This is a genomic window from Pseudomonas sp. G2-4 (assembly GCF_030064125.1).
Classification (GTDB): domain Bacteria; phylum Pseudomonadota; class Gammaproteobacteria; order Pseudomonadales; family Pseudomonadaceae; genus Aquipseudomonas.
In genome coordinates this window covers 425,506-450,672 of record NZ_CP125957.1, presented here as the reverse complement: position 1 = coordinate 450,672, position 25,167 = coordinate 425,506, and the positions used below count along the sequence as shown (strand labels likewise).

24 protein-coding genes are annotated in these 25,167 nt (G+C 61.3%); 23 read left to right on the top strand and 1 reads right to left on the bottom strand.

Going from position 1 to position 25,167, the window contains the following annotated elements; translation table 11 throughout:
• Positions 1-46 precede the first annotated feature (46 nt).
• The gene (locus QNH97_RS02040) at positions 47-817 is read right to left on the bottom strand and encodes a ParA family protein (protein ID WP_283555371.1); all 771 of its coding nucleotides are present in this window, start codon (positions 815-817) and stop codon (positions 47-49) included.
• Between the two features lie 359 nt (positions 818-1,176).
• Between QNH97_RS02040 and QNH97_RS02035 the strand changes: the two genes are divergently transcribed.
• The 23 genes from QNH97_RS02035 (at position 1,177) to queC (ending at position 25,135) form a co-directional block, all read left to right on the top strand.
• Positions 1,177-1,896: a beta-ketoacyl synthase chain length factor gene (locus QNH97_RS02035; RefSeq protein WP_283555370.1), complete on the top strand. Its 720-nt coding sequence runs from the start codon at positions 1,177-1,179 to the stop codon at positions 1,894-1,896.
• The gene (locus QNH97_RS02030; protein WP_283555369.1) at positions 1,872-2,681 is read left to right on the top strand and encodes a lysophospholipid acyltransferase family protein; all 810 of its coding nucleotides are present in this window, start codon (positions 1,872-1,874) and stop codon (positions 2,679-2,681) included. Before QNH97_RS02035 ends, QNH97_RS02030 begins: the two co-directional genes overlap by 25 nt.
• Positions 2,662-2,922: a phosphopantetheine-binding protein gene (locus QNH97_RS02025; protein ID WP_283555368.1), complete on the top strand. Its 261-nt coding sequence runs from the start codon at positions 2,662-2,664 to the stop codon at positions 2,920-2,922. The genes QNH97_RS02030 and QNH97_RS02025 overlap by 20 nt, the downstream gene beginning before the upstream one ends.
• A 9-nt stretch (positions 2,923-2,931) precedes the next feature.
• Positions 2,932-3,186: an acyl carrier protein gene (locus QNH97_RS02020; protein ID WP_030140951.1), complete on the top strand. Its 255-nt coding sequence runs from the start codon at positions 2,932-2,934 to the stop codon at positions 3,184-3,186.
• Positions 3,183-3,728: a COG4648 family protein gene (locus QNH97_RS02015; RefSeq protein ID WP_283555367.1), complete on the top strand. Its 546-nt coding sequence runs from the start codon at positions 3,183-3,185 to the stop codon at positions 3,726-3,728. Before QNH97_RS02020 ends, QNH97_RS02015 begins: the two co-directional genes overlap by 4 nt.
• A complete protein-coding gene (locus tag QNH97_RS02010) occupies positions 3,725-5,404 on the top strand; it encodes an ApeI family dehydratase (RefSeq protein ID WP_283555366.1) in 1,680 nt (559 codons plus the stop codon). The genes QNH97_RS02015 and QNH97_RS02010 overlap by 4 nt, the downstream gene beginning before the upstream one ends.
• A gap of 146 nt (positions 5,405-5,550) precedes the next feature.
• Positions 5,551-6,285: a glycosyltransferase family 2 protein gene (locus QNH97_RS02005; protein WP_283555365.1), complete on the top strand. Its 735-nt coding sequence runs from the start codon at positions 5,551-5,553 to the stop codon at positions 6,283-6,285.
• The gene (locus QNH97_RS02000) at positions 6,282-7,226 is read left to right on the top strand and encodes a lysophospholipid acyltransferase family protein (RefSeq protein ID WP_283555364.1); all 945 of its coding nucleotides are present in this window, start codon (positions 6,282-6,284) and stop codon (positions 7,224-7,226) included. The genes QNH97_RS02005 and QNH97_RS02000 overlap by 4 nt, the downstream gene beginning before the upstream one ends.
• Positions 7,207-8,754 carry an HAL/PAL/TAL family ammonia-lyase gene (locus tag QNH97_RS01995; RefSeq protein WP_283555363.1) on the top strand — a complete coding sequence of 516 codons (1,548 nt, stop codon included), beginning with the start codon at positions 7,207-7,209 and terminating at the stop codon, positions 8,752-8,754. Before QNH97_RS02000 ends, QNH97_RS01995 begins: the two co-directional genes overlap by 20 nt.
• Positions 8,744-9,169 (top strand): acyl-CoA thioesterase, encoded by a 426-nt coding sequence (locus tag QNH97_RS01990; RefSeq protein WP_283555362.1) that lies wholly within the window; start codon positions 8,744-8,746, stop codon positions 9,167-9,169. Before QNH97_RS01995 ends, QNH97_RS01990 begins: the two co-directional genes overlap by 11 nt.
• A complete protein-coding gene (locus QNH97_RS01985) occupies positions 9,166-9,759 on the top strand; it encodes an outer membrane lipoprotein carrier protein LolA (RefSeq protein ID WP_283555361.1) in 594 nt (197 codons plus the stop codon). Before QNH97_RS01990 ends, QNH97_RS01985 begins: the two co-directional genes overlap by 4 nt.
• Positions 9,743-12,082 carry an MMPL family transporter gene (locus QNH97_RS01980; protein WP_283555360.1) on the top strand — a complete coding sequence of 780 codons (2,340 nt, stop codon included), beginning with the start codon at positions 9,743-9,745 and terminating at the stop codon, positions 12,080-12,082. The genes QNH97_RS01985 and QNH97_RS01980 overlap by 17 nt, the downstream gene beginning before the upstream one ends.
• Before the next feature lie 23 nt (positions 12,083-12,105).
• Positions 12,106-13,353 (top strand): NAD(P)/FAD-dependent oxidoreductase, encoded by a 1,248-nt coding sequence (locus QNH97_RS01975; protein WP_283555359.1) that lies wholly within the window; start codon positions 12,106-12,108, stop codon positions 13,351-13,353.
• A gap of 10 nt (positions 13,354-13,363) precedes the next feature.
• Positions 13,364-14,092, top strand: coding sequence for a class I SAM-dependent methyltransferase (locus QNH97_RS01970; RefSeq protein ID WP_283555358.1), 729 nt, complete (start codon positions 13,364-13,366; stop codon positions 14,090-14,092).
• A complete protein-coding gene (locus tag QNH97_RS01965; RefSeq protein WP_283555357.1) occupies positions 14,089-14,571 on the top strand; it encodes a DUF3261 domain-containing protein in 483 nt (160 codons plus the stop codon). Before QNH97_RS01970 ends, QNH97_RS01965 begins: the two co-directional genes overlap by 4 nt.
• Positions 14,568-15,764 carry a beta-ketoacyl-[acyl-carrier-protein] synthase family protein gene (locus QNH97_RS01960; protein WP_283555356.1) on the top strand — a complete coding sequence of 399 codons (1,197 nt, stop codon included), beginning with the start codon at positions 14,568-14,570 and terminating at the stop codon, positions 15,762-15,764. The genes QNH97_RS01965 and QNH97_RS01960 overlap by 4 nt, the downstream gene beginning before the upstream one ends.
• Positions 15,761-16,228 carry a hotdog family protein gene (locus tag QNH97_RS01955; RefSeq protein WP_283555355.1) on the top strand — a complete coding sequence of 156 codons (468 nt, stop codon included), beginning with the start codon at positions 15,761-15,763 and terminating at the stop codon, positions 16,226-16,228. The genes QNH97_RS01960 and QNH97_RS01955 overlap by 4 nt, the downstream gene beginning before the upstream one ends.
• A complete protein-coding gene (gene fabG, locus QNH97_RS01950; RefSeq protein ID WP_283555354.1) occupies positions 16,225-16,953 on the top strand; it encodes a 3-oxoacyl-ACP reductase FabG in 729 nt (242 codons plus the stop codon). The genes QNH97_RS01955 and fabG overlap by 4 nt, the downstream gene beginning before the upstream one ends.
• A complete protein-coding gene (locus QNH97_RS01945) occupies positions 16,953-18,179 on the top strand; it encodes a beta-ketoacyl-ACP synthase (RefSeq protein ID WP_283555353.1) in 1,227 nt (408 codons plus the stop codon). Before fabG ends, QNH97_RS01945 begins: the two co-directional genes overlap by 1 nt.
• A 41-nt stretch (positions 18,180-18,220) precedes the next feature.
• Entirely contained in the window at positions 18,221-18,667 is a 447-nt protein-coding gene (locus tag QNH97_RS01940; protein WP_025211438.1) for an excinuclease, read from the top strand.
• Positions 18,668-18,954: 287 nt separating this feature from the next.
• Entirely contained in the window at positions 18,955-19,938 is a 984-nt protein-coding gene (locus QNH97_RS01935; protein ID WP_283555352.1) for an alpha/beta fold hydrolase, read from the top strand.
• Between the two features lie 161 nt (positions 19,939-20,099).
• Positions 20,100-24,179, top strand: a complete 4,080-nt coding sequence (locus QNH97_RS01930; protein WP_283555351.1) for a dermonecrotic toxin domain-containing protein — start codon at positions 20,100-20,102, stop codon at positions 24,177-24,179.
• Positions 24,180-24,439: 260 nt separating this feature from the next.
• Complete coding sequence (gene queC / locus QNH97_RS01925) at positions 24,440-25,135, top strand: 7-cyano-7-deazaguanine synthase QueC (protein ID WP_283557588.1); 696 nt, start codon at positions 24,440-24,442, stop codon at positions 25,133-25,135.
• The last annotated feature ends 32 nt before the right edge of the window (positions 25,136-25,167 follow it).

Here is a 25,167-nt window from a genome sequence, read left to right as displayed (position 1 = left end):
TCGCGAGCAAACTCGCTCCCACATTGGATTTGTACAGGCCTGCCAGTCAGGCGCTTTCCAGCAACCCATGCAACTCCACGAACTGCTGGGTCAGCTTGTGCCGTGGGTCCAGGTGGATCAGCGGCAGGCTTGCCTGGTGAGATTCGCGCATCCGCACCGAACTGCTCAGGTACACCGGCAATACCGGCAGGCCTTCGGCAATCAGCTCATCAAGAATCTGCTGTGGCAGGCTGGCGCGGGCCTGGAACTGGTTGACCACGATACCTTCGACTTCCAGGCCCTCGTTATGGTCCTCCTTGAGTTCTTCGATTTCCGCCAGCAAACCATACAGCGCCTGACGGGAGAAGCTGTCGCAGTCGAAGGGGATCAGCACTCGATCGGCGGCGATCAACGCTGAAACCGCATAGAAGTTCAAGGACGGCGGGGTATCCAGATAAATCCGATCGTAATCCTCGTCCAACTCTTCGAGCAGTTTGCGCAGCTTATTGATTTTGTGTTTTGCCTCAAGCTTGGGCTGCAAATCCGTCAGCTCTGCGGTGGCGGTGATGACATGGAGGTTGTCGAACGGCGTTTCGTAGATATCCACCTTGTTCTTTTTCGAGAACGGCCCGGACGACAGGGTTTGCTTGAAGAAGTCGGCAATGCCCATGGGAATGTCATCGCCGGTCAGGCCCGTCAGGTATTGAGTGGAGTTGGCTTGGGCATCCAGGTCCACCAACAGCGTGCGATACCCCTCGCTGGCGCTGACCGCTGCCAGATTGCAGGCGATGCTGGATTTGCCCACGCCACCCTTCTGATTGAACACCACACGCCGCATGTCAAAACCTCCGTGTATCAAAGATTCCCGAGTGTAGTAGGCCACGACACTGCTTCGCTACCTTCCGTGCAGATGGACCACAGCACCTGTGGCTTTTTCGTGCAATGAGGCGTCAATTCGCCTGGTAAATGACAGAAACAACCGACAGACATGCCCGTCGTGATCGCGACAATGATCCTGGGCTGATGTCGAGCAGACCAGCGGGCATATTTCGCTTGAGCAAAATGTAACCAGTATTTGCTACAAGCCAGTCGCACCGGGATAATGCGCGCCACTTGGGTCTCAAGGCCATGCAGGGATGGACGCGGGTCAAACCACTGAACCGTGACAATAAAAGCCCGCAGGGGTGGGATGAATTTGTGATCAACTTCAATATCGCCCAATGGCGCGCGTGGGCCCCCGGGCTCGAAAGCGTGGACGATTGGCAGGCGTGGGGCCGACAACCGGCCGTGCTGCCCGCCAGCGATGCCGCCCCTGATGTATCGTTTTTGCCGGCCATGCAGCGCCGACGCCTCAGCCGCCTGGCGCGAATGGCCTTCAGTGTCGGCTGGCCGCTGGCCGAGGGGCGGCCCAACCTACCGTTGGTCTTTATTTCCCGCCATGGCGAAACCCCACGCACTTTTGAGATTCTCAAGGACCTGGCGGCCGACCAGCCCTTGTCGCCTACCCAGTTCAGCTTGTCGGTGCATAACGCGGTTATTGGCCTGTGGTCGATCATGCGCGGCGAAACCAGCGAGATGACCGCCCTGGCCGCCACGGGCGACGGGCTGGAGCATGGCGTGCTGGAAGCCGCCGCGCTATTGAACGAAGGCGCGCCGGCTGTGCTGCTGGTGATCACCGAAGAACAGCCACCCCAGGTGTATGCCCCTTGGGTCAACGACGTACCGTTTCCCTACGCGGTTGGCCTGCTGCTGACCCCAGGTGACGACTGGCAACTGGACCTGACCCCCGAGGCCGGGCAAATACCGGGCAGCAACTGGCCCCATGCCCTGGATCTATTACGTACGCTGCTGGACAACAAAACCACCTGCCAACATGCCTGGAAGAATCGTGTATGGACCTGGCAACGCAGCCGGTGACCGGTAAACATCGCGACGCCTATTACTGGCGCCTGCTCGCGACCGCCGCAAGCTTCGCCCTGTTCGGGCTGGGCGGGCTGTGCCTGCGCGTGCTGGTGTTTCCGTTGCTGGCCTGGCTGCCCGGCGACGCCCAGACCCACCGGCAACGGGCCCGTCGCACGGTCGGACGGCTGTTCTGGTTCTTTATCCGGTTCATGGCCCGCACTGGCGTGCTCACCTATCAGATCGATGGCGCCGAAAAACTCGGGCGGCCCGGGCAGATGATCATCGCCAACCACCCGTCGCTAATTGACGTGGTGTTCCTGATCGGGCTGGTGCGTGACGCCAACTGCGTGGTCAAGCAAAGCCTGTGGGATAACCCCTTTACCCGGGGACCGCTGCGCTCGACCCAATACATCAGCAATGACGGCAGCATGGACATGCTCGATGCCGCCAGTGATGCCCTGCAAGACGGCCAGAGCCTGATCGTGTTCCCTGAAGGGACACGTACCCAACCAGGCCATGCGCCGGCCTTTCATCGGGGCGCAGCGGCCATCGCTCTTCGCGGTGCGAAAATCCTCACCCCCGTCACCATCAAGGTTTGTCCCACCACCCTGACCAAGGCCGAACCCTGGTATCGCATTCCCCAACGCCGCGTGCACTTCAGTTTTCGCGTGGGGGCCGATATAGATCCACAGGCCTTCGCCGCGCTCGGCCCACCGCCCCAGGCCTCGCGCAGGCTCAACGATTTTTTGCATCACTATTTCATCAAGGAGCTCGCCGAAGATGAGCGATCTGCACCGTGACATCAAACTTCTGATCATCGACGCCCTGGGCCTTGAGGACATCGGCGTCGGCGACATCGGCGACGACCAAACCCTGTTCGGCGAAGGCCTGGGCCTCGACTCGGTGGATGCCCTGGAGCTTGGCCTGGCGATCCAGAAAAAGTACGGTATCAAGATAGACGCCGACGCCAAGGACACCCGTAACCATTTCAGCAATGTGGCAAGCCTTGCGGCCTTCGTCACTGCAAAAAGCGTAGCCTGAGACCAGACCATGCAAACTCGTGACGACATTTTCAACACCCTGCGTGATGCTCTGGTCGAACTCTTCGAACTGGACCCTGAGCGCGTAACGCTGGAATCGAACCTGTACCAGGATCTGGAAATCGACAGCATCGACGCGGTCGACCTGATCGACCACATCAAGCGCCAGACCGGCAAGAAAATCGCCGCCGAAGAGTTCAAGTCGGTGCGCACCGTCAATGACGTGGTAGAGGCGGTCTATCGACTGGTCCAACCGGCCGCATGAGCCGGCTGATTGGCCTCGGCCTGCTACTGGCAGGCCTGCTGTACCCCTTTGCAGTGTATTTCGGCATGGAGCACTTCGCTCCGTGGCAGTTCGGGCTGCTGCTGGGTAGCCTGTGGCTGGCCCGGGCATTGCTCGGCAAGGGTGGGGCCGGCAGCCGCTGGATGGCGGCCACGGCGATTGTGTTTTGTGTATTGCTCGCGCTGTTCGACAGCCCGCTGCTGCTGCGTTGGTATCCGGTGCTGATCAGCGCCTTCATGCTCGGGCTGTTCGCCCTGAGTCTGAAATACGGCCCGCCGATGGTCGAACGCCTGGCCCGCCTGCGCGAACCGCAGCTGCCGGCCAAAGCAGTGAGGTATACCCGTCAGGTCACGGTGGCCTGGAGTGTGTTTTTCCTGTGTAACGGTTTGCTCGCTGCCGCCCTGACTCTCTGGGCGCCACTGAGTTGGTGGATGTTGTACACCGGCCTGATTTCCTACGGATTGATGGGGCTGCTGTTTGCCATTGAATGGCTCATACGACAACGGGTAAGAGGCCGCCCATGAATTGGATAACACTTGAGCAGATGTTGCTCGGGGCACAACCGGAGCGTGCGGTTACCGTCGATCCGGTGCTGGATCACTCGCAGTTGCGGGACGAGGCGTTGCGCCTGGCTGCTGGTCTGCAAGACCGGGGCGTGCGGCGCGTGGCCGTGCACCTGGAAGACGCTGCCGAATTGGCCGTGGCGCTGCTGGGTGCCTGGCGCGCCGGGGCCAGCGTGTTGCTGCCCGCGGATTTGCAAGCGCAGACCCGTCAGCGCTGGTCGGCGGACGTCGACCTGTGGCTGACCGACCAACCTGGCGACGCTCGCCTCGACGACTTGCGGCAGGCGCCACTGAGTCCTGCCGAACTAGACCTTGACCAGTGCCGGCTGAGCCTGTGCACCTCCGGCTCCAGCGGCGAACCCAAGCGTATCGAGAAAACCCTGCGACAGTTGAGTAACGAAGTCCACGCCCTGGAGCAATTGTGGGGCGCGGACCTTGGCCCGGCCTGCATGATCGGCAGCGTCGCCACCCAGCACATCTACGGCCTGCTGTTCCGGGTGCTGTGGCCGCTGTGCGCCGGGCGTCCGTTCGTGCGCCGACAGCTGGCGTTCCCGGAGGACCTGCAACGCGCCAGTCGCGAGTACTCGGCCTTCGCCTGGGTCGCCAGCCCGGCACTGCTCAAGCGCATGGGCGACAACCTCGACTGGCCGGCGTTGAGCAGCGTGCGCCGGGTGTTTTCCTCCGGTGGCGCCTTGCCGGCCGAGGCCGGCCAAAGCCTGCAGCAACGCCTGGGGCAATGGCCGACGGAGATCTTCGGCAGTTCGGAAACCGGCGGCATCGCCTGGCGCCAGGGCGGTGGGCTATGGCAGCCCTTTGTCGGCGTCGAGCTGAGCCAGGACAGCGACGGCGCCCTGCTGATCGCTTCACCCTATTTGCCGACCGGCCACGTGGAACACACCGCCGACGCGGCGCGGATCGCCGAAGACGGGCGCTTTGAGCTGCTCGGGCGGCTGGACCGTATCGTCAAGCTCGAAGAAAAACGCATCTCCCTGCCGATGCTGGAACAGGCGCTGATGACCCACGACTGGGTCAGCGAAGCGCGGCTGGGGGTGGTGCAGGAGAATCGCGCCTCCCTCGGCGCGCTGTTGGTGCTGAGCGAAACCGGCCTGAGCGCCCTGCGTAACCTGGGCCGGCGCGCCGTGACCGAGGGCCTGCGCCGGCACCTGAGCGAACACTGCGAAACCCTGGCCCTGCCACGGCGCTGGCGCTGGCTGCGACAATTGCCGCTCAACGCCCAGGGCAAGTTGCCCCAGGCCGAAGTCGAAGCCCTGCTGACGGCCCCGCGCCCCAAGGCGCCCGAAGTCCTGGAACAAGTCGAAAGCGACGGTGAATGGAACCTGCAGCTGATTGTGCCGCCAGACCTGGCGTACTTCAGCGGCCACTTCCCCACCGCTCCGGTACTGCCCGGCGTGGTACAGGTCGACTGGGCCATGAGCCTGGGCCGACAACTGCTGGACTTGCCGCCCCGGTTCGTCGGCATGGAAGTGCTGAAATTCCAGCAGTTGGTCCGCCCCGGCGATCAGATCCAGCTGCACCTGCGCTTCGACCGCGAGCGCGGCAAGCTGTATTTTGCCTACCGCAATGATACGGCTGCCTGTTCCAGTGGGCGGATTGTGTTGGGGATGGCTAATGATTAATGCTCACACCGTCCTCCTGTGGCGAGGGAGCTTGCTCCCGCTGGGCTGCGAAGCAGCCCTTGGTTTTTCAAGAGCGAGTGCTTCGCACTCGAGCGGGAGCAAGCTCCCTCGCCACAAAATGCACCTTAGCCACCGAGACATGCCGCATGCATAACCCCTGCGCCGTCATCCCGGTCTACAACCACGAAACTGCCATTTCGGCCGTGGTCCAGGTGCTGCTCGCCAACGGCCTGCCCTGTGTTCTAGTGGATGACGCCAGCAGCCCCGCCTGCGCGGCCGTGCTGGAGCGGCTGGCCGAGGGCGAGGGAGTTCATCTGGTCAGGCTGGCGGTCAACCAGGGCAAGGGCGGCGCGGTGATGACCGGCTTGCGGGAAGCCGCGCGCCTGGGCTTCAGCCACGCCTTGCAAGTGGATGCCGACGGCCAGCACGACCTTGGCGACGTGCAAACCTTCATCGAACAATCCCGTGCCCACCCGGACTCGGTGATCTGTGGCTATCCGCACTACGACGCCAGCGTGCCGAAAGGCCGCCTCTACGCGCGCTACCTGACGCACGTCATGGTCTGGATCAACAGCCTGTCCCTGCAGATCCGCGATTCCATGTGCGGCTTTCGGGTCTACCCCTTGCCACCGACCCTGGCGCTGATCGATTCGGCCAACATCGGCAAGCGCATGGATTTCGACTCAGACATCCTCGTGCGCCTGGCCTGGCGTAATCAGCCGATGCGCTGGCTGCACACCCGGGTTCATTACCCCCAGGACGGGGTCTCACACTTTCGCCTGTTCCACGACAACGTGCTGATCTCCAGCATGCACACCCGGCTGTTCTTCGGCATGCTGGTGCGCTCTCCCTTGATACTCTGGCGACGGTGGCGGGCATGAGCCTTCAGACAGATAAACAACACTGGGCCGACCGTCAGGAGCGTGGCAGTTTCTGGCTGATGAAGTTCACGGCGCTCGCCGCCAAGGTGCTGGGCCGACGTTTACTGAGCCCGCTGCTGTACGGCATCGTCCTGTATTTCTTCGTTTTCGGTCGCAGCGCCCGACACGCAGCCTGGCAGTACCAGCAGCGCCTGGCCGACTGGAGCAACCGCCCCGAGCTGCGTCCGACCCACCGGCGGGTGTTTGGGCAGTTCATGGCCTTTGCCGACTCCCTGCTGGACAAGCTCGACGTCTGGAACGGCAAGCTGAGCATCGAGCAGATCGAAATCGTCGACCCGGCGCTGCTGCGTAATCATTTGCGTGATACCCGTGGGCAGATGCTGGTGGGCGCGCACCTGGGCAACCTGGAAATGTGCCGGGCACTGGCCGAGCTGGGCGAGAAAGTGACCATGAACGTGCTGGTGCACACCAAGCACGCCGAGCAGTTCAATCGCTTGCTGGGCGAAGCCGGCGCCACGCATCTGCGGCTGATCCAGGTCAGCGAGCTGGACCCGGTGATCATGCTGCAACTGAGCGAGCGCCTGGAACGCGGCGAGTGGCTGGCGATCGCCGGCGACCGCGTGCCGCTGCACGGCGGACGTAGCGTGACCGTGGACTTCATGGGCCACCCGGCCACATTCCCCCAAGGACCCTGGCTGCTGGCCGGCCTGTTGAAATGCCCGGTCAACCTGCTGATGTGCCTCAAGCACGAGGGACGCTATCGAGTCACCCTCGAACCCTTCGCCGATGCCGTGGTGTGGAAGCGCAACGACCGCGAGCAAGCGATTGCCCTCTGGACCGGTCGCTACGCCGAGCGCCTGGCGCATTACTGCCTCCAGGGCCCACAACAATGGTTCAACTTTTACCCTTTCTGGAAGACCGATGACGATGCCCACTCTTGAGCCGGTAACCTTCGGCGAACGCCCCTTGCGCATCGAAGATGTGTTGGCCCTGGCCAACCGTCAGGCGCCGACGCAGTTGCAGGATGACCCGGCGTTCCGCCAGCGCATCGCCAAGGGTGCGCAATTCCTCGATTCTTTGCTGGACAAGGAAGGCGTGATCTACGGTGTGACCACCGGCTATGGCGACTCCTGCGTGGTGGCCGTGCCGTTGCACCACGTCGAGGCCCTGCCGCGTCATTTGTATACGTTCCACGGCTGCGGCCTGGGCAAACTGTTGGACGCCCAGGCTACCCGTGCAGTGCTGGCGGCGCGTTTGCAGTCGCTGTGCCACGGCGTATCCGGGGTGCGGGTGGAACTGCTGGAACGCCTGCAGGCCTTTCTTGAACACGACATCCTGCCGCTGATCCCGGAAGAAGGCTCGGTGGGCGCCAGCGGTGACCTGACGCCGCTGTCCTACGTGGCGGCCACACTGTCCGGCGAACGGGAAGTGATGTTCCGAGGCGAGCGCCGCCTGGCCGCCGATGTGCACCGCGAGCTGGGCTGGACGCCGCTGGTGCTGCGGCCCAAGGAAGCCCTGGCCCTGATGAACGGCACCGCCGTGATGACCGGCCTGGCCTGCCTGGCCTTCGCTCGCGCCGACTACCTGCTGCAACTGGCGACCCGCATCACCGCGCTGAACGTCGTCGCGCTGCAAGGCAATCCGGAACACTTCGACGAGCGCCTGTTTGCCGCCAAGCCACATCCTGGCCAGATGCAGGTCGCCGCGTGGCTGCGCAAGGACCTGGCCATCGACGCGCCGACCGCGCCGTTGCATCGCCTGCAGGATCGCTACTCACTGCGCTGCGCGCCCCACGTGCTCGGCGTATTGGCGGACAGCTTGAACTGGCTGCGCTCGTTCATCGAAATCGAACTCAATAGCGCCAACGACAACCCGATCATCGATGCCGAAGCCGAACGCGTGCTGCACGGCGGGCATTTCTACGGTGGACATATCGCCTTCGCCATGGACAGCCTGAAGAATCTGGTAGCCAACGTCGCCGACCTGCTGGATCGGCAACTCGCGCTGCTGGTGGACGAGCGTTACAACCATGGCCTGCCGAGCAACCTGTCCGGCGCCAGTGCCGAGCGAGCGATGCTCAACCATGGCTTCAAGGCCGTGCAGATCGGCACCAGCGCCTGGACCGCCGAAGCCCTGAAAAACACCATGCCGGCCAGCGTGTTCTCGCGCTCCACCGAATGCCACAACCAGGACAAGGTGAGCATGGGCACCATCGCCGCCCGGGATGCCATCCGCGTGCTGGAGCTGACCGAGCAAGTCGCCGCCGCGACGCTGCTGGCCGCCAACCAGGGCGTGTGGCTGCGCAGCCGGGCCGAAGACGCGCGACCACTGCCGCCGGCCCTGGCCGCCATGCACGCACAACTGGCCGAGGATTTCCCCCCTGTGATCGAAGACCGCGCCCTGGAAGGCGAACTGCGTCTGTGCCTGCAACGCATCGCCGAACAACACTGGAGGCTGCATGCGCAGTAAGGGAATCCTGCACGCCGACGCACAGATCGTGGTGCCGTTTTTCGACGTCGATTCGATGAACGTGGTCTGGCACGGCCACTACGTCAAATACCTGGAAGTGGCCCGCTGCGCCCTGCTCGACCTGATCGGCCACAACTACAACGACATGCTCGAATCCGGCCATGCGTGGCCGGTCATCGACCTGCAACTGCGCTACGTGCGCAGCGCCGTGTTCGGCCAGAACCTGACCGTGCGCGCCAGCCTGGTGGAATGGGAAAACCGACTGAAGATCAACTACCTGATCAGCGACGCAGCAACCGGCGAACGCCTGACCCGCGCCAGCTCCGTGCAAGTGGCCGTGGACATGGCCAGCCGTGAAATGCTCCTGGCCTCGCCCCGGGTGTTTGTCGACGCCGTCGAAAGGATGCTGCCATGAAGCGCCTGTCTGCCTGGTTGCTGCTGTGCTGCCTGTCGCCCCTGGCCCAGGCGTTCGATTTGCAACAGTTGAGTGCGCAACTGGCCCGCCCAGACGTGATCCATGGGCAGTTCATCCAGGAAAAACACCTGCGCGCCCTGCCCCAGCCCCTCACCAGCAAGGGCCGCTTTGTCCTGGCGAAAAACCACGGTCTGCTGTGGCTGCTGCAAACCCCACTGCAACAGGACTACCGCATCACCCCTCAAGGCATCGCCCGGCGGGATGGCAACACCTGGCAAATGCTGCCGAACAAGAGCGCCGGTGCCGAGCAGAACCGCCTGTTCCTGGCGGTTCTGCAGGGCGACAGCAGTGGCCTGCAACGGGATTTCGAGCTGAGCCTGTCGGGCGAACCGCAACAATGGAAGCTCACCCTGACTCCGCGCTCGGTGCTGCTCAAACAGATCTTCAACCAGATCAACATCGACGGCGGCGAACTGGTGCAACGCATCGAACTGCTGGAAACCCAGGGCGACAGCACCGTGCTGCGCATGCAGGACGCTACCGGCGCGCAACCCTTGAGCGAAGCGGAGCAACATGATTTTGCCGAGTGAACGGATACTGCCACGGCTGTTCCTGATCCTGCTGCTGGCGGTGCTGGCCCTCGCCGGTTGGCAATGGCGCAACGGCGCGCCTCTGTCGGTCAATCTCATGGAACTGGTGCCGGGCACCTCTCCCGATGCCTTGGAACTCATCGCCGAACAACGGATGCAGGAGCCGCTCAATCGCGAGGTGCTGGTGCTGGTCGGTCACACTGATCGCCAGCAGGCCATCGCCCTGGCGCAGAACCTGGGCGAGCAATGGCAGGCCAGCGGTCTGTTCGACAAGGTCCAGTGGACGTTGCAGGCCGACCTGCCGGCGTTGCGCTCACAGTTGCTGAACGGACGGCTAGCAATGCTCTCGGCAGCAGACCGGCAGCAATTGATCGACCAGCCCCAGGCGTTCATCCAACAACGGGTGCAGGCCCTGTTCGACCCCTTCAACGGCTTCAGCCTGGTGCCGAGCCAGGACGACTGGTTGGGCCTGACCGGGCGCATTCAGAACAGCCAGCCCCAACACGGTGCGATACAACTGGACGTGGGCAGCGGTGCGTTGATCGCCGAAGCCGACGGCAAACATTGGGTGATGCTGCGGGCCCGCACCCACGGCAATGCGTTCGACATGAACTTGCCGCTGCAAGTGGCCGAGTTGCTGCAACACAGCCGTGATCAGGCGGGCCAGGCCCAGGGTCAACTGCTGGCGGCCAGCGGCCTGCTGTACGCCGCCAGCGGCCAGCAACAGGCATCGCGGGAAATCACTTGGGTCGGTGGTGGTGCGACGGTCGGCATTCTGTTGCTGCTGTTGCTGGCTTTCCGCCGTTTCCGGGTGTGGCTGGCATTCGTGCCAGTGCTGGTGGGCATGCTGTTCGGCGCGGTGGCCTGCGTGGCCCTGTTTGGCCACATGCATGTCATGACCCTGGTTTTGGGTTCCAGCCTGATCGGCGTGGCCGTGGATTACCCGCTGCACTATCTGTCCAAAAGCTGGAGCCTCAAGCCATGGCGCAGCTGGCCGGCCTTGCGCCTGACCCTGCCGGGATTGAGCCTGAGCCTGGCGACCACCTGCATCGGTTACCTGGCCCTGGCCTGGACGCCGTTCCCGGCCCTGACCCAGATCGCGATATTTTCCGCCGCCGGTCTGGTCGGCGCCTACCTGAGCGCGGTCTGCCTCCTGCCGGCGCTGCTCAAGGGTGCAGAGTTGCGTCCGGCCCAATGGCCTCTGTCGCTTTGCCAAGCCCTGCTCAAGGCCCGCCAAGCCCTGCTGAACAGGATAGGCACGCCGATCCTGCTGGCGTTGCTACTGACGTTCTGCGCGGGGGGGCTCTGGCACCTGACCACGAAAAACGACATCCGCCAATGGATCGGCACGCCCCAGCACCTGACCGACGAAGCCCGCGATGTCGCCCGTATCACCGGTTTCCAGCCCACCAGCCAGTTCTTCCTGATTCGCGCCGACGATCAGCCACAATTGCTTGAGCGCCAGACAGCCCTCAATGAGCGGCTGGAGCAGTTGATCGGCCTGGAAAAACTCCAGGGCTACCTGTCGCTGAACCAGCTGGTCAGCCCTCCAGCCGAACAGCAGAAAGTGCGTGAGGCCCTGGCCCGGTTGCCAGCGTTCTGGCAGCCGCTGCTGGACCTGGGCGTCCCGATCGCTGCGCTGCAAGGGGAGTTGGCGCAATTACAGGCCCTGCCGTTGACCGACATTGACGCCGCGCTGACCGGTCCGTTGGCCGAACCGTATCGCACACTCTGGCTCGGGCCAACGGCGCAAGGCGTGGCGGCGGTGGTCAGCTTGCAGGGCTTGAACGACGCGGCGCTGCTGCGGGTGCAAGCCGTGGATTTACCCGGTGTACAACTGGTGGATCGCCTGGGGGACTTGAACCGAGTATTTGCCGCCACGCAGGTCAGCGCTGCCGAGTTGAAATTGGCCTCCTGCGTGCTGATCGTGCTGTTGTTGATCTGGCCGTTCGGCGTCGGCGGCGCCTTGCGTATCGTTGCCCTGCCGTTGCTGGCCGCGCTGTGCAGCCTGGCAAGCCTCGGCTGGCTGGGACAGCCGTTGACGCTGTTCAGCCTGTTCGGCCTGTTGTTGGTGACGGCCATCGGCGTCGATTACGCGATCCTGATGCGCGAACAGATCGGTGGCGCGGCGGTGAGCCTGCTCGGCACTTTGCTGGCGGCGGTCACCACCTGGCTGTCGTTCGGCCTGCTGGCGCTGTCCAGCACACCAGCGGTGAGTAATTTCGGCCTGGCGGTGAGCCTGGGCCTGGCGTTCAGCTTCATGTTGGCGCCATGGGCCGGGCGCCACGAACACCCCACACCCGCTCAAGAAAACCAACGATGATTACGGATATTCAAGGAATCCCAATGCCTGTCACTGAAACGGAATATCGCCAGGTCGTCATCATCGGCGCAGGCCCTTCCGGCGCCATCGCGGCCGCGCTGCTCAAACGCAAGGGCCACGATGTGCTGGTCATCGAACGCCAGCATTTCCCACGGTTCTCCATCGGCGAGAGCCTGTTGTCCCATTGCCTGGATTTCGTCGAAGAAGCCGGCATGCTCGACGCGGTGAATGCCGCCGGTTTCCAACGCAAGAATGGTGCCGCGTTCGCCTGGGGCGAGCGCTACAGTGCCTTCGATTTCGGCGATACCTTCAGCGACGGCAAGCCCACGACGTTCCAGGTGCAACGCGCCGACTTCGATAAATTGCTGGCCGACCAGGCCGCGTTGCAAGGGGTGGAGATCCGGTATGGCCAAGCCATCGCCAGCGCCGATTTCACCCTCGCCAAACCACAACTGGGCGTGCAGCGCGAAGACGGCAGCGAGTACCGGGTCGAGGCCGATTTCGTCCTCGATGCCAGCGGTTACGGGCGGGTCTTGCCGCGTTTGCTGGACCTTGAGGCACCGTCGAATTTCCCGGTGCGCCAAGCGGTATTCACCCACATCGAAGATCGCATCGACATGCCGACATTCGATCGGGAAAAAATCCTGATCACCACGCATCCGAGCAAACGCGATGTGTGGTTCTGGACCATTCCGTTCAGCGGCGGGCGCTGTTCGGTGGGCGTGGTCGCGGCAGCGGAACATTTCACAGGCCGTACCGACGACCTCGACGCTTGCCTGCGCGGTTTCATCGACGAAACCCCAAGCCTGGCCGGCGTGTTGAAGAATGCCGTGTGGGACACCCCGGCGCGGACCATCGGCGGCTACTCGGCCAATGTCAAAACCCTGCACGGCCCGGGCTTCGCCCTGCTGGGCAACGCCGCGGAATTCCTCGACCCGGTGTTCTCTTCGGGCGTGACCATTGCCATGCGCTCGGCGAGCATGGCCGCTGGCGTGCTGCATCGTCAGTTGCAAGGTGAAAGCGTGGATTGGCAAAGCGAATTCGCCGAGCCACTCAAGCGCGGCGTCGATACCTTCCGCTGCTACGTCGAGGGCTGGTACGCCGGGACCTTCCAGGACGTAATCTTCTACACCGAAGGCTCGGACGACATCCGTCGCATGATCAGTTCGATCCTGGCCGGCTACGCCTGGGATCAGCGCAACCCGTTCGTCAGCGAACCCAAGCGGCGCCTGCGCATGCTCTCGGAAATCTGTGCGAGCCCCGCGCCATGAGTAACGAGCAATGAGCTACCTGAGCGACAACTACGTCGAAGAGACACGCTTCGGCTTCTGGTTCCTGCGCAGCCACACCTGGCAGCACCATGTGCTGCGGGTGGCAATCAATGACCTGCGCAGCCTGTTCAGCGCCCCGCTGCCAGCCAACCCGGTGCTGCTGGACGCCGGTTGCGGCCAGGGCAAGTCGTTCCAGTACCTGCGCCAGGTGTTCGCGCCGCAGCGCCTGATCGGAGTGGACGCCGATCCCCATAGCCTGGACCTGAGCCGGGATGAAGCCGTGCGTCAAGGCATGACCGTGGAATTGATCGGCAGCGACTGCGCGACGTTGGCGGTGCCGGATGCCAGTGTCGACCTGTTGTTCTGCCACCAGACCTTCCACCACTTGGTCGAGCAGGAGCAAGCCCTCGCCGAGTTCTATCGCGTGCTCAAGCCCGGTGGATACCTGATGTTCGCCGAATCCACCGAGGCCTACATCGATACCTGGGTGATCCGCTGGCTGTTCCGTCATCCCATGCACGTGCAGAAAAGCGCCGCCCAGTACCTGGCAATGATCCACAACCAGGGGTTCCAGTTCGAGGACTGCAACGTGTCCTATCCGTATCTGTGGTGGAGCCGTTCCAAGGATTTCGGCTTGCTGGAACGCTTTGGCCTGCGTCGCGCCAAACCGTTCGGCGAGCGGGAGGAAACCTTGGTCAATGTGGTGGCCCGCAAGCCCGTCGAAGGAGGCGCCGAATGATGCGCGCGGTGCTTTTGGGCTGCCTGTTGCTGCTCAGTGCCTGCGCCAGCCACGCGCCGTTGCCCGAGCGCACGCCAACCCTGGAGCTGCCATTGCAGTTGCACATCGAGCGGCAACTGGCCGGTCAACGTCAGGATTGGCTGTTGGTAATCCAGCGCGAAGACGCCGGTATCCGCTGGTCGATGATGGACCCGCTGGGCATTCCCGTGGCCCGCCAACGCCTGGTCGACGGCCAGTGGCAGGCCGATGGACTGCTGCCGCCCAATGCCGAGGCCCGGGAGTTGTTCGCCGCGTTACTGTTCGCACTGACACCCGAAACCGAACTGTCCGGCAACTACCCGGCCGCCCGGCAACAGGATGAGCAGCGAAGCCTCGATGCCCGTTGGCAGGTGCGTTACGAGCGGCCGCAGGCTTTTCAACTGAGCCTGCCCCAAGGCCCGCAATACCGCATCACACCGTTGACCGAGAACGCGCCATGACCGCCTATTTGAATGCCCTCGGCGTGATCTGCGCCCTCGGTCGCAACAAACATGACGTGGCGCGCAACCTGTTTGCCGGCGACTGCTCGGGCGTGCGGGTCGAAGCGGGTTGGGTGGCCGAGCGTGCCTTGCCGGTGGCCTCGGTGGCGGGTGACCTCGCCCCCATCCCCGATGCCCTGGCGACGCAACGCAGCCGCAATAATCAGCTGTTGCTGGAAGCCGGCTTGCAGATCCGCCCCGAGATCGACCGTGCCATCCTGGCCTACGGCCGCGCCCGGATCGGCATCGTGCTGGGCACCAGCACCTCGGGCATCGATGAAGCCAGCAGTGGCATTGCCCATTACCTGCGCGAGCAACGTTTCCCCGACGGCTACGACTACCAGCAACAGGAACTCAGCGCACCGGCCAACTTTCTGTCCGACTGGCTCGACCTGAGCGGCCCGTCCTATGTGATTTCCACCGCCTGCACCTCCAGCGCCCGCGCCTTGATGAGCGCCCGACGCCTGCTGGACCTGGGCCTGTGCGATGCCGTGCTCTGTGGTGGGGTAGACAGTCTGTGCAAGCTGACCCTCAATGGCTTTTCGGCCCTGGAAGCGGTATCGGACGAGCGCTGCAATCCGTTTTCAGTGAACCGCAGCGGCATCAATATCGGCGAAGCGGCTGTGCTGTTTCTCATGAGCAAGACGCCAGGTGACGGGGCTCGGATTGCCTTGCTGGGCGACGGCGCCAGTTCCGATGCCCACCATATTTCCGCGCCAGAGCCCAGTGGTCGTGGCGCTCGCCAAGCGATGGAAAAAGCCTTGCACTGCGCAGGCCTCGAGGCCCGCCAGATCGACTACCTGAACCTGCACGGCACCGCGACGCAACACAACGACGCCATGGAAAGCCAGGCCGTGGCCGGGCTGTTTCCGGCGGGAGTGCGCTGTTCGTCCACCAAGCCCATGACCGGCCATACACTCGGGGCAGCCGGGGCACTGGAAGCAGCGTTTTGCTGGCTGGCCTTAAGCGCGGAAAATCCCGCCCAGGCCCTGCCACCGCATGTCTGGGATGGCCAGGCCGACCCGGCACTGCCGCCGCTGGACTGGGTAAACGCCGGAACCCGCCTGAACCCGACATCGCCGCGCCGCCTGATGAGCAACTCGTTCGCCTTCGGCGGCAACAACGTCAGCCTGATTATCGGAGACGCCCCATGATTGACTGGCCACTCGCCGAACTGCTGCCCCATGCCGGCGACATGATTCTGATCGACCGGATCCTGGACTTCGATGACGAGCAGATCCATACCCACGCCACGGTCAAGCCTGGCGGCTTGTTCAACCGCGAGGACGGCGGGTTGCCCGCCTGGGTGGGCATCGAGCTGATGGCCCAGAGCGTTGCAGCGTTTGCCGGTTGCCATGCCCGCCGACGCGGCGACGCCGTCGAGCTGGGTTTTTTACTCGGCACCCGCAAGTTCGAATGCAACGTCGAATTTTTCCCCGTCGGCGCCGAGTTGACCATCCACGGTCTGCGCTCCCTGGAAGACGACAACGGCATGGGTGTGTTCGAATGCCACATCCACGCCCCTGGCATTCACGCCACCGCCCGACTGAACGTGTTCCGTCCGCCCAATGGCGCCCATTATCTTCATGAACCGTCCGCAACAGGAACCCCGCCATGACTGAATCCGTACTGGTCACCGGCTCCAGCCGTGGCATCGGCCGCGCCATCGCCCTGCGCCTGGCCCAGGCCGGACACGACATCGTGCTGCATTGCCGCAGCGGCCGCGCCGAGGCCGAAGCGGTCCAGGCTCAAATCCAGGCCCTGGGCCGCAACGCCCGGGTGTTGCAATTCGACGTGTCCGACCGCGCCGCCTGCAAAGCCATCCTCGAAGCCGATGTCGAAACCCACGGTGCCTATTACGGCGTGGTGCTCAATGCCGGCCTGACCCGCGATGGCGCCTTCCCGGCCCTGAGCGAGGACGACTGGGACACGGTGATGCGCACTAACCTCGACGGTTTCTACAACGTGCTGCACCCGGTCATGATGCCGATGATCCGTCGTCGCGCCGCCGGGCGGATTGTCTGCATCACCTCGGTCTCGGGGCTGATCGGCAACCGCGGCCAGGTCAACTATAGCGCGTCGAAGGCTGGCTTGATCGGCGCGGCCAAGGCGTTGGCAATCGAGTTGGGCAAGCGCAAGATCACCGTCAATTGCGTCGCGCCTGGCCTGATCGACACCGCCATGCTCGATGAAAACGTGCCCGTGGAAGAACTGATGAAAATGATCCCGGCCCAGCGCATGGGCACTCCAGAAGAGGTGGCTGGCGCGGTGAACTTCCTGATGTCCGCCGAAGCCGGCTACATCACCCGGCAAGTGCTGGCCGTCAACGGAGGCCTGTGCTGATGAAGCGCGTCGTCGTCACCGGCATGGCCGGCATCACCTCCATCGGCAGCGACTGGGACACCATCGCCGCCAACTTCGCTGCCAACCGCAGCGGCATCCGGCGCATGGATGAGTGGGATCGCTTCACCGAATTGAACACGCGCCTGGCAGGGCCCATCGACGATTTCCAGGTCCCGACTCACTGGACGCGCAAGCAACTGCGCAGCATGGGCCGGGTCTCTCGTCTGGCGGTGGGCGCGGCGGAACAGGCTCTGGCCGACGCCGGCCTGCTGGGCGACGAGTCGATCAAGGACGGACGCATGGGCGTGTCCTGCGGTTCATCCACCGGCAGCACCGACGAGATCAAGGCCTTTGGCAACATGCTGCTCAACAGCGTGGCCGAAGGGCTGAACGCCAACTCCTATGTGCGGATGATGCCCCACACCACGGCGGCCAACATCAGCATCTTCTTCGGACTGACCGGGCGCCTGATTCCCACCTCCAGCGCCTGCACCAGCGGCAGCCATGGCATCGGCTATGCCTACGAGGCAATCAAGTTCGGGCGCCTGCCCCTGATGCTTGCCGGTGGCGCCGAAGAGCTGTGCCCGACCGAAGCGATGGTCTTCGACGCGCTCTACGCCACCAGCCTGAAAAACGACGCCCCGCAAACCAGCCCACGCCCCTATGACAAGGACCGCGATGGCCTGGTGATCGGTGAAGGCGCCGGCATGCTGGTACTCGAAGAACTGGAGCATGCCTTGGCCCGCGGCGCGCATATTCATGCCGAAATCGTCGGCTTTGGCAGCAACGCCGACGGCCAGCACGCCACCCGTCCCGAACTGAGCACCATGCGCCGGGCCATGGAACTGGCTTTGGAAGACGCCGGCCTCGAGCCTGCCGCCATCGGCTACGTCAACGGCCACGGCACCGCCACCGAACAAGGCGACATCGCCGAAACCCTGGCCACCAGCAGCCTGTTCGGCGAGCACATGCCCATCAGCTCGCAAAAGAGTTTTCTCGGCCATACTTTGGGCGCCTGTGGAGCTTTGGAATCCTGGTTCAGCATCGAAATGCTGAACCGCGACCTCTACGTGCACACGTTCAACCTCGACGAAATCGATCCCCAGTGCGGCAAGCTCGATTACCTGCGCAACGAGTTCAGGCCGATGAGCAATGAATACGTGATGAACAACAATTTCGCCTTTGGTGGGGTCAACACCTCGCTGATCTTCCGCCGCTGGCACTGAACCGGTTCAAATTCCCGTTACCCCTCGTCAAGGAGACCATGATGTCGTTGAAGAAAATCGCCGTAACCGCCGCTCTCTTGCTCAGCACCCTGCCAGCCATCAGCCAGGCTCGCGATACCGCGCTGTTCCTGCCGTTTGACAAAGTCGTCGCCGAAGCCATCCGCACCGGCAAAATCGACGGCAGCGTGAAGTTCTACCTGGCAGGCAACAAACCGGCTGGCAACGTCACCGTAGTCAGCCCAGGTGCCGTGACCAACAAGAAAACCAACGCCTTCAACAAGTCCGATGAAGTCGCCTGCGAATGGGTGCTGCAATCGGCACTGATCAGCTTGCACCAGGCCGCCAAGAACGCCGGCGCCAATGCCGTCACCAACATCGTCAGCTTCTACAAGAGCAACGAACGCAAGGACCCGACTACCTATGAATGCCACGCCGGCGCGATCATGGCGGGCGTTGCGTTGAAAGGGGATTTGGCGAAGGTGCAATAACGCGCTAAAGATGCCCTGTGGCGAGGGCGCTTGCTCCCGCAGGGCTGCGCAGCCTTTTGATCATTCCCACGCAGAGCGCGGGAATGATCAAATCCCAACCGAAACAAGCTCTCCGTTTGTCGGAACTGTCATCTTCGACAGTATCGGTGCGATTCGGGATTCCCTCAGGCTTTAAACCATTGAAAAAGACTTCTTCTTTCTCAAATACCCTGCAGGTCAACACTCAATAGTCCTGTTTGCGGTATGACCGTGACTCGTATCCTTGCAACTTATATCTGGTTCCCAAAATGGATAAAAAATTGATGGATACAATAGCGTGGTCGGGCCTTACCACCTCGCCGTCTCGGCACCAGACCCCATCGCCTTCTGTGGAACAAAACAGCATTGTCATTGACGGCGTGTCCTTCACACACGCCTACGCGTATGTGAACGGCATTCGTATGCACTATCTCATAGGCGGAAATGGCGAAAATCCAGTGTTGCTGGTGCATGGTTTTCCTGGAAGCTGGCGCAATTGGGAGGCATTGATGGGGCTATTGGTGCGTGCTGGTTTTACACCCATCGTCCCTGAATATCGCGGCGCTGGAGAAACTGACATCTCAGAAAGTGGCTACGACAAAAAAAGCATGGCGCATGATTTGCACGCGCTGGTCACCAGCCTGAAAATCAAGCAGGTCGACATTGTCGGACATGACATGGGGTTAATTATCGCTTACGCCTATGGGGCCCTTTATCCGGATGAAACCAAACATATCATCTTGATGGACGGATTCATTCCTGGCATCCCTGGATGGGAAGCGGCTTATAACGGAACCCCGGAGACCCGGACCACCAGCAAATGGCATTTTCGCTTCTTTGGCAAAACGGCTATCACCATGATCCAAGGTCAGGAAAAAACTTACCTGAACATGTTTTTTGACGACTTTGTATTCCCTGGCAACGATACAGTGCCGGACGATGTGCGCGGGGATTTGATTAAAGACTATTCCCGAACTGGACGCATGGAGGCGGCCTTCAAACTTTATTCAGCCTGGATAGAGAATGATGTAAACGACAATCAGACGTTCGCCAGCAACAAGTTGGCTGTTCCTGTGCTCACTATCGGTGGAGACCACTCGAGAGGAAAGACTTTAGCCGAGCAAGTCAAATACATCACTACACAACCGTACTCTTTTATATTACACAGGACCGGACATTGGGTCCTGGAAGAAAAACCACAAGCTACCTGCCAGGCGATCCTGGCTTTTTTGCGTAGTAAAAATGACCGCTGACCGATGCGGTGGAGCATTGAGCTAGCGCTACTCCCACAGGGATGATGTCTTCACAACTTATGTACACCGTCTGGTACCGCTACAGGCGGTATCTATATACCACCCCTTCTTTGTTCCGCTTCGATAGGTTGTTTCTTCCGAAAATTTCTCAGGAAGAGAACATGTTGGAAAACAACGCCTTACCCACCGCTAGCGTCCTGCTGATAAACCAATTAAATGCCTCGCAGCAGCGGATGATCCGCCTGAACGATGCTGTACCGCGCCCTTCGAAGGTGGCTGCGCAACACCTGGATTATTGGTTCAGAAAAGCCTTTCCCGCTATGTCGAACAGGGTGGCCGTCAAAGAAATACTCGTGTGCCGGCGGCAGGAAGAGGTTACCCCCCCTTCGGGGCGAACAGCCGATGGGCCAGTCTTTAAACAGACAGTGGTCGATTCAGTCCCCCTCGATACACTTTTCTGGCGCGCCGTAGCCGGCAAGGTAAATGCGCGCGAATTCTTCATCGATCTGGCCCACATCAACATCGTCACCGATCAGGAAAACGTCACGGATATGCCGGCAGCCTTGAATAGCCGTGACGCAAAGGAAGAAATCAAACGACTGATCAGCCTCACACCGGCGTCGTATGAACAACTGCTGACAGGGGCTCTGGATGAGTTCTGGGACAAGCCGCCTGCTTTCAGCCCCGACCGCAACATTAACGACTGGCTGGCTGATGAGTTTGGTATGCAACTCAAGGCACAAGCAGACCTCCTGCGACTGGACGGAACTCTGAGTCTGCCTATGCATAAGACGGTGACGGAACATGCTCTGTCGGCGCTGGATGCAGCGTCTCGGGCCAAGATGGCGGAAAGTGTCCGGCCTGGGGTTTATAGCCTGAGTGTCACCCCAGAAGGGTGGTGGTCCAGTGTGCCGATGCCGGGCGCGGTTGTGCTGACACAACATGACAATGCCGACAACCCGGGAAGCGCGATCCTCTACAGCCCGGGTAATCCGCTGCAAGTGTACGCAAGCCTGGACGCACTCAAGACCCGCCTGATGGAGGATGAGGATACCGCTCAGGATGAGGTGAATACCGCCCCAATGGCCGAGGACTTCCTCGCCCGCCTGGTCACGGACCTGCGAACGGCGCAGAAAACAGCCGTGAGCGAGGCGTTGCTGAACGGTCCGGGAGAAGGTGAAGAGATCAGCGCCTGGATGGCCAGGGTGGATGCCGCGACGAACGTCAGGGACAGGCTGGACCTGGCAGGTGCGATGGACGAGCGCGCGTTACGGCTGCATCAGAAAAAACTCGACGACTGGCTGCGCAGCAACCCGAACGTCACCGGCAATGATCGTGTGGCCTGGTGGAGGGCGGTGCAAGACCTGCAGATCACCATGGTGGATACGCCTCCACCGCTGGACCCGGTGACGCTGGCCACCCCTGAAGCGCTCCAGGACCGCACGCGCACATTGCTGGCTGGGTTCATCAAGGACAGATACACCCCGGTCGACCCGGACCAGGTGTCCCTGAGTATTCGCAAGCAGATCATCGACCCGCACGCCCCGACGGGCGAATCACCGTTTGGCTCCGGGGTCGCGCTGGGCCAAGTGAAAGCGATATTTGAAGACCGCCGCTCCCTGACGGAGTGGGCGATGTCCAACCTCACGCCGGACGAACGCAAGGCGGCTCACACGACCGTCGAGGGGCCGTTGAGCTTCGCGCAGATAGTAGAAGTCATCGAGCGGGCTAACGTGGGCTCCCGGCTCCCGGCCGCGTTGCAGCTCACCGCCCGGGAGCACCAGGCCGAATGGATGTCCCTGAAAGGGAAACACATGCGGGCGCAGGCGTGGGCTGCCCATATCTCCGGCGACTTTACCCACGACAAGGACAACACCGGACTGAATCTGGTGCTGGCAGCGCTGGGCAGTCCAGCACCCGAGGGGCGCAGCAAGGTCAACGGGCACGAGGTGGTGGTCCGACAGATTCAGTGGGGCGACAGCGTGTTGAAGGACATCCTGGTATTTGGGGTCAGGACAGTCGCCAGCCGGCCTTCACTGACGCTGTACACGCCGGGGGCGCCGGACGGCAAAGTCTTCAGGGACGTAGACGCCGGAAGTGATCGGGCGCTGGAATCAGCCTTGGTGCAGACGCTCACCGGCACACTGGAAATGACCCGCTGGCTGATTTCACAATTGCCACTGATGGAGCAGGCCGATCAACTTGCCAGCCTGGTGCCGGCGGCGGAAAACCTGACGCTCGACGAGAAGATCAAGAAAGTCACGCAACCCACCTTCTCGTGGATAAGGCATCGGGTTCAGGATGATTTCGCGTTGAAGGTCGCCTCCCCCGTGGTCAAGGGCGACCTACTCAAAGCGCTACATGAGACGCAGGTCACCCACGCGCTCAAGACGGCTGACACGCTGACGGTGACGAACGCCGAGCGCGACAGCGCAGCCGCCCAGGAGGGGCGCAGGAATGGTGTCACGTTGCTGGCGGGCGCGATGGCCATGTTCTACGCGGGCCGCCTCGGTGGGGTGCTCGGACGTGCGGTCCTGCCAGTGATGGCCGGGGGCGCCGCGGTGTCGGCCATAAAAGACGAGGGCGGCAGCTTCAGCCAGTGGACGAGTGATTTCATCAGCGGGCTGGGTGAGGTCATGGCAGAGGCCGGGCAGGACTTGATCATGGCCCGCGCCACACGACGCCGGGACAAGACCCGCCCGGAACTGTCTTCCCTGCCCCGCGTGCCTGACCCGGAACTGGGACCGTTCCTTCTGAAAGGCTTTGACGGCAAAGGGCTGATACCCGAGGGGCGTGACCTGTACAGGGACGCGGGCGGACAAGGCTATTTAAAGCAGGGCAGTGACTACTGCAAAACCGCGATACAAGCCGGCGAGCGGATTATCTATGCGCCGAACAACCGTACTCATCAACTGACGGTGACGTGGAAAAATGGCCGGTGGCAGATCGAAGAACCCCAACGGCTGCGCGGTGGCGGAAACATACAGAGTCTATTCAGTCGGACCCCGGAAACCCCGCAACAGAAAATCTATAGCGCATTGGTAGAGGGTGTTCTCGTCGACCACCACTGGCCTTCCCGGGAAGTGGTAAATACGGCCAAGAAGGTCATCCACTCAATGCCCGAGGAGCTGGCCGAGCGCATCTTGCACGAGAGCATGAATGACATCGACGTACGCGATATAGACACTTATCGCTCACGAATAAATCAGATAAACAAGGGACTCCACGGCCTCGCGCAACATAAAAAGCCCCATGAAAGCCTGCTGTACAAATTCAACGTATGGCAGGCCGTCGACTACTGCACCCGAGACATCGACTCACAGCAGGTAAGAGGGATCCAGCTGACGTCCGCTCAAAAAATAAAAATATTCGACATGACCTTGCCGCTCAAGAAGGAGCTTTTCGACAGCGAAGGCAACTTCAAGATGATGATGTCTTCCTTGCCAGACAACCTCACCGGTGCGTTATTCATCACCATCATCCCTGAACAGGGAAGAAAGAAAGCCGCCATGACTAAAATCCAGAATGACATTCACGAAGTGGTCGAAGCAGCGGAAAAGCGCGTCTGGGCCGACCTCGGCGACCTGTATTCAGGGGAAGGTCCCGGGGTGGAAGCAGCCAAGGAAAAATACAAAAAAAATCCTGACAACTTCGTGGAGTACAAAAAGAAAAAACTCGGCGCGTTCCGGGACGAGATGAAAAAAAGACACAAACCCGGGCTCCTGACGGAAATCCGCAACAACAAGATTCCTTATGTCATCGCCAACAAGGGCAAGTCGCAGCGCAAGACGTTTCTGGTTACCGGAGAGGACATTACCAACTTCACAAAAAATCTCCCGAACTACGACACGTTTGATATCGAAGTCGTGACCCAGGTCCCAACGAAGAAGGTCCCCGGCAAGTCACCTACCACCAGCACCGCGCCAGTGCTGGCAGAAGCATCAACCGCAATAGACAGGTTTACGGTGAGTCTCAGTACGCTGGCTGAAACACAGATGTCCTATGACAACTTCCCCGAAGCGGCCAGGGCCAAGATCAGCGAAATCATGGATGACATTCGCGCCGGCAGGGCCACGACAAAACGAATCAACAAATATTACTGGTACGACATGGCCCAGCTATCCCCTGGCAGCGGCAGAGGTGCATGGCGCGCGGCGTTTGAACGCAAGGGCGATACCTGGGTACTCCAGGGTTTTTATGATTACCACGCCAACAAACCTGCGACGGTCTGGGAAGGCTAAGTGAAAAAAAACAACGGATCGAGCTGAGTACTCGCCTGCCACGGCAACCGCCGCCCTGCACGAACAGTTCCAATTGACGATGGATTCTCAGGGTCTGCGGCACCCGCCGTGGCAGCGATCTTCAAACGTCTTCACCGGCTATCGAAATGCAAATAGAGAAAGCGGAGCACACAAATTCGGAAACTTCCCACAACAAGATATTTAGCTTCGGGCTAGGGTCATTCCTTCAGCACCTATTAGGACAGGTTCAAATGAATGAAATGACAAAAAAAGCTGTCATCGTTTTCAGCGGCGGCCAGGATTCAACCACCTGCCTGATTCATGCACTGCCGCTGTACGATGAAATCCACTGCATTACATTTGATTATGGGCAGCGCCATCGTGGAGAGATTGAGGTGGCGAAACAGCTTTGTAAAAAACTGGGGGTGGCGGCTCATAAGATATTAGACGCGTCGCTGCTTAATGAATTGGCCGTCAGCAGCTTGACCCGTGACAATATTCCTGTTCCATCGATTGACGGTACAGCAAGTGGGTTGCCAAATACCTTTGTACCAGGCCGTAACATTTTGTTTTTGACCTTGGCGTCTATTTACGCGTATCAAGTGGGCGCGCAAACGATTGTGACGGGTGTTTGTGAAACAGATTTTTCCGGCTATCCGGACTGCCGCGATGAATTTGTCAAGGCGATAAACAAAGCCATTAACCTCGGCATGGACTATCCATTACAGATCGAAACACCGTTGATGTGGCTCAATAAAGCTGAAAGCTGGGCACTGGCCGACTACCACCAAAAATTGGAACTTATCAAGCAACACACGTTGACGTGTTACAACGGCATAACAGGCAGCGGCTGCGGCGACTGCGACGCCTGTGACCTGCGGGCTAAAGGCCTGAAGCACTATATCGAGAACCAAACGAAAATCATGAGTGGCCTGAAGACAAAGCTAGGATTATAAAGAGGCATTACCGCGTACCGGGGGAAGATGGA

Excerpts from the sequence above, each read along its gene's own strand:
- QNH97_RS02040 (WP_283555371.1), bottom strand. The coding sequence starts at position 817 with ATGCGGCGTGTGGTGTTCAATCAGAAGGGTGGCGTGGGCAAATCCAGC.
- QNH97_RS02030 (WP_283555369.1), top strand. The coding sequence starts at position 1,872 with ATGGACCTGGCAACGCAGCCGGTGACCGGTAAACATCGCGACGCCTAT.
- QNH97_RS02025 (WP_283555368.1), top strand. The coding sequence starts at position 2,662 with ATGAGCGATCTGCACCGTGACATCAAACTTCTGATCATCGACGCCCTG.
- QNH97_RS02020 (WP_030140951.1), top strand. The coding sequence starts at position 2,932 with ATGCAAACTCGTGACGACATTTTCAACACCCTGCGTGATGCTCTGGTC.
- QNH97_RS02015 (WP_283555367.1), top strand. The coding sequence starts at position 3,183 with ATGAGCCGGCTGATTGGCCTCGGCCTGCTACTGGCAGGCCTGCTGTAC.
- QNH97_RS02010 (WP_283555366.1), top strand. The coding sequence starts at position 3,725 with ATGAATTGGATAACACTTGAGCAGATGTTGCTCGGGGCACAACCGGAG.
- QNH97_RS02005 (WP_283555365.1), top strand. The coding sequence starts at position 5,551 with ATGCATAACCCCTGCGCCGTCATCCCGGTCTACAACCACGAAACTGCC.
- QNH97_RS02000 (WP_283555364.1), top strand. The coding sequence starts at position 6,282 with ATGAGCCTTCAGACAGATAAACAACACTGGGCCGACCGTCAGGAGCGT.
- QNH97_RS01995 (WP_283555363.1), top strand. The coding sequence starts at position 7,207 with ATGACGATGCCCACTCTTGAGCCGGTAACCTTCGGCGAACGCCCCTTG.
- QNH97_RS01990 (WP_283555362.1), top strand. The coding sequence starts at position 8,744 with ATGCGCAGTAAGGGAATCCTGCACGCCGACGCACAGATCGTGGTGCCG.
- QNH97_RS01985 (WP_283555361.1), top strand. The coding sequence starts at position 9,166 with ATGAAGCGCCTGTCTGCCTGGTTGCTGCTGTGCTGCCTGTCGCCCCTG.
- QNH97_RS01980 (WP_283555360.1), top strand. The coding sequence starts at position 9,743 with ATGATTTTGCCGAGTGAACGGATACTGCCACGGCTGTTCCTGATCCTG.
- QNH97_RS01975 (WP_283555359.1), top strand. The coding sequence starts at position 12,106 with ATGCCTGTCACTGAAACGGAATATCGCCAGGTCGTCATCATCGGCGCA.
- QNH97_RS01970 (WP_283555358.1), top strand. The coding sequence starts at position 13,364 with ATGAGCTACCTGAGCGACAACTACGTCGAAGAGACACGCTTCGGCTTC.
- QNH97_RS01965 (WP_283555357.1), top strand. The coding sequence starts at position 14,089 with ATGATGCGCGCGGTGCTTTTGGGCTGCCTGTTGCTGCTCAGTGCCTGC.
- QNH97_RS01960 (WP_283555356.1), top strand. The coding sequence starts at position 14,568 with ATGACCGCCTATTTGAATGCCCTCGGCGTGATCTGCGCCCTCGGTCGC.
- QNH97_RS01955 (WP_283555355.1), top strand. The coding sequence starts at position 15,761 with ATGATTGACTGGCCACTCGCCGAACTGCTGCCCCATGCCGGCGACATG.
- fabG (WP_283555354.1), top strand. The coding sequence starts at position 16,225 with ATGACTGAATCCGTACTGGTCACCGGCTCCAGCCGTGGCATCGGCCGC.
- QNH97_RS01945 (WP_283555353.1), top strand. The coding sequence starts at position 16,953 with ATGAAGCGCGTCGTCGTCACCGGCATGGCCGGCATCACCTCCATCGGC.
- QNH97_RS01940 (WP_025211438.1), top strand. The coding sequence starts at position 18,221 with ATGTCGTTGAAGAAAATCGCCGTAACCGCCGCTCTCTTGCTCAGCACC.
- QNH97_RS01935 (WP_283555352.1), top strand. The coding sequence starts at position 18,955 with ATGGATAAAAAATTGATGGATACAATAGCGTGGTCGGGCCTTACCACC.
- QNH97_RS01930 (WP_283555351.1), top strand. The coding sequence starts at position 20,100 with ATGTTGGAAAACAACGCCTTACCCACCGCTAGCGTCCTGCTGATAAAC.
- queC (WP_283557588.1), top strand. The coding sequence starts at position 24,440 with ATGACAAAAAAAGCTGTCATCGTTTTCAGCGGCGGCCAGGATTCAACC.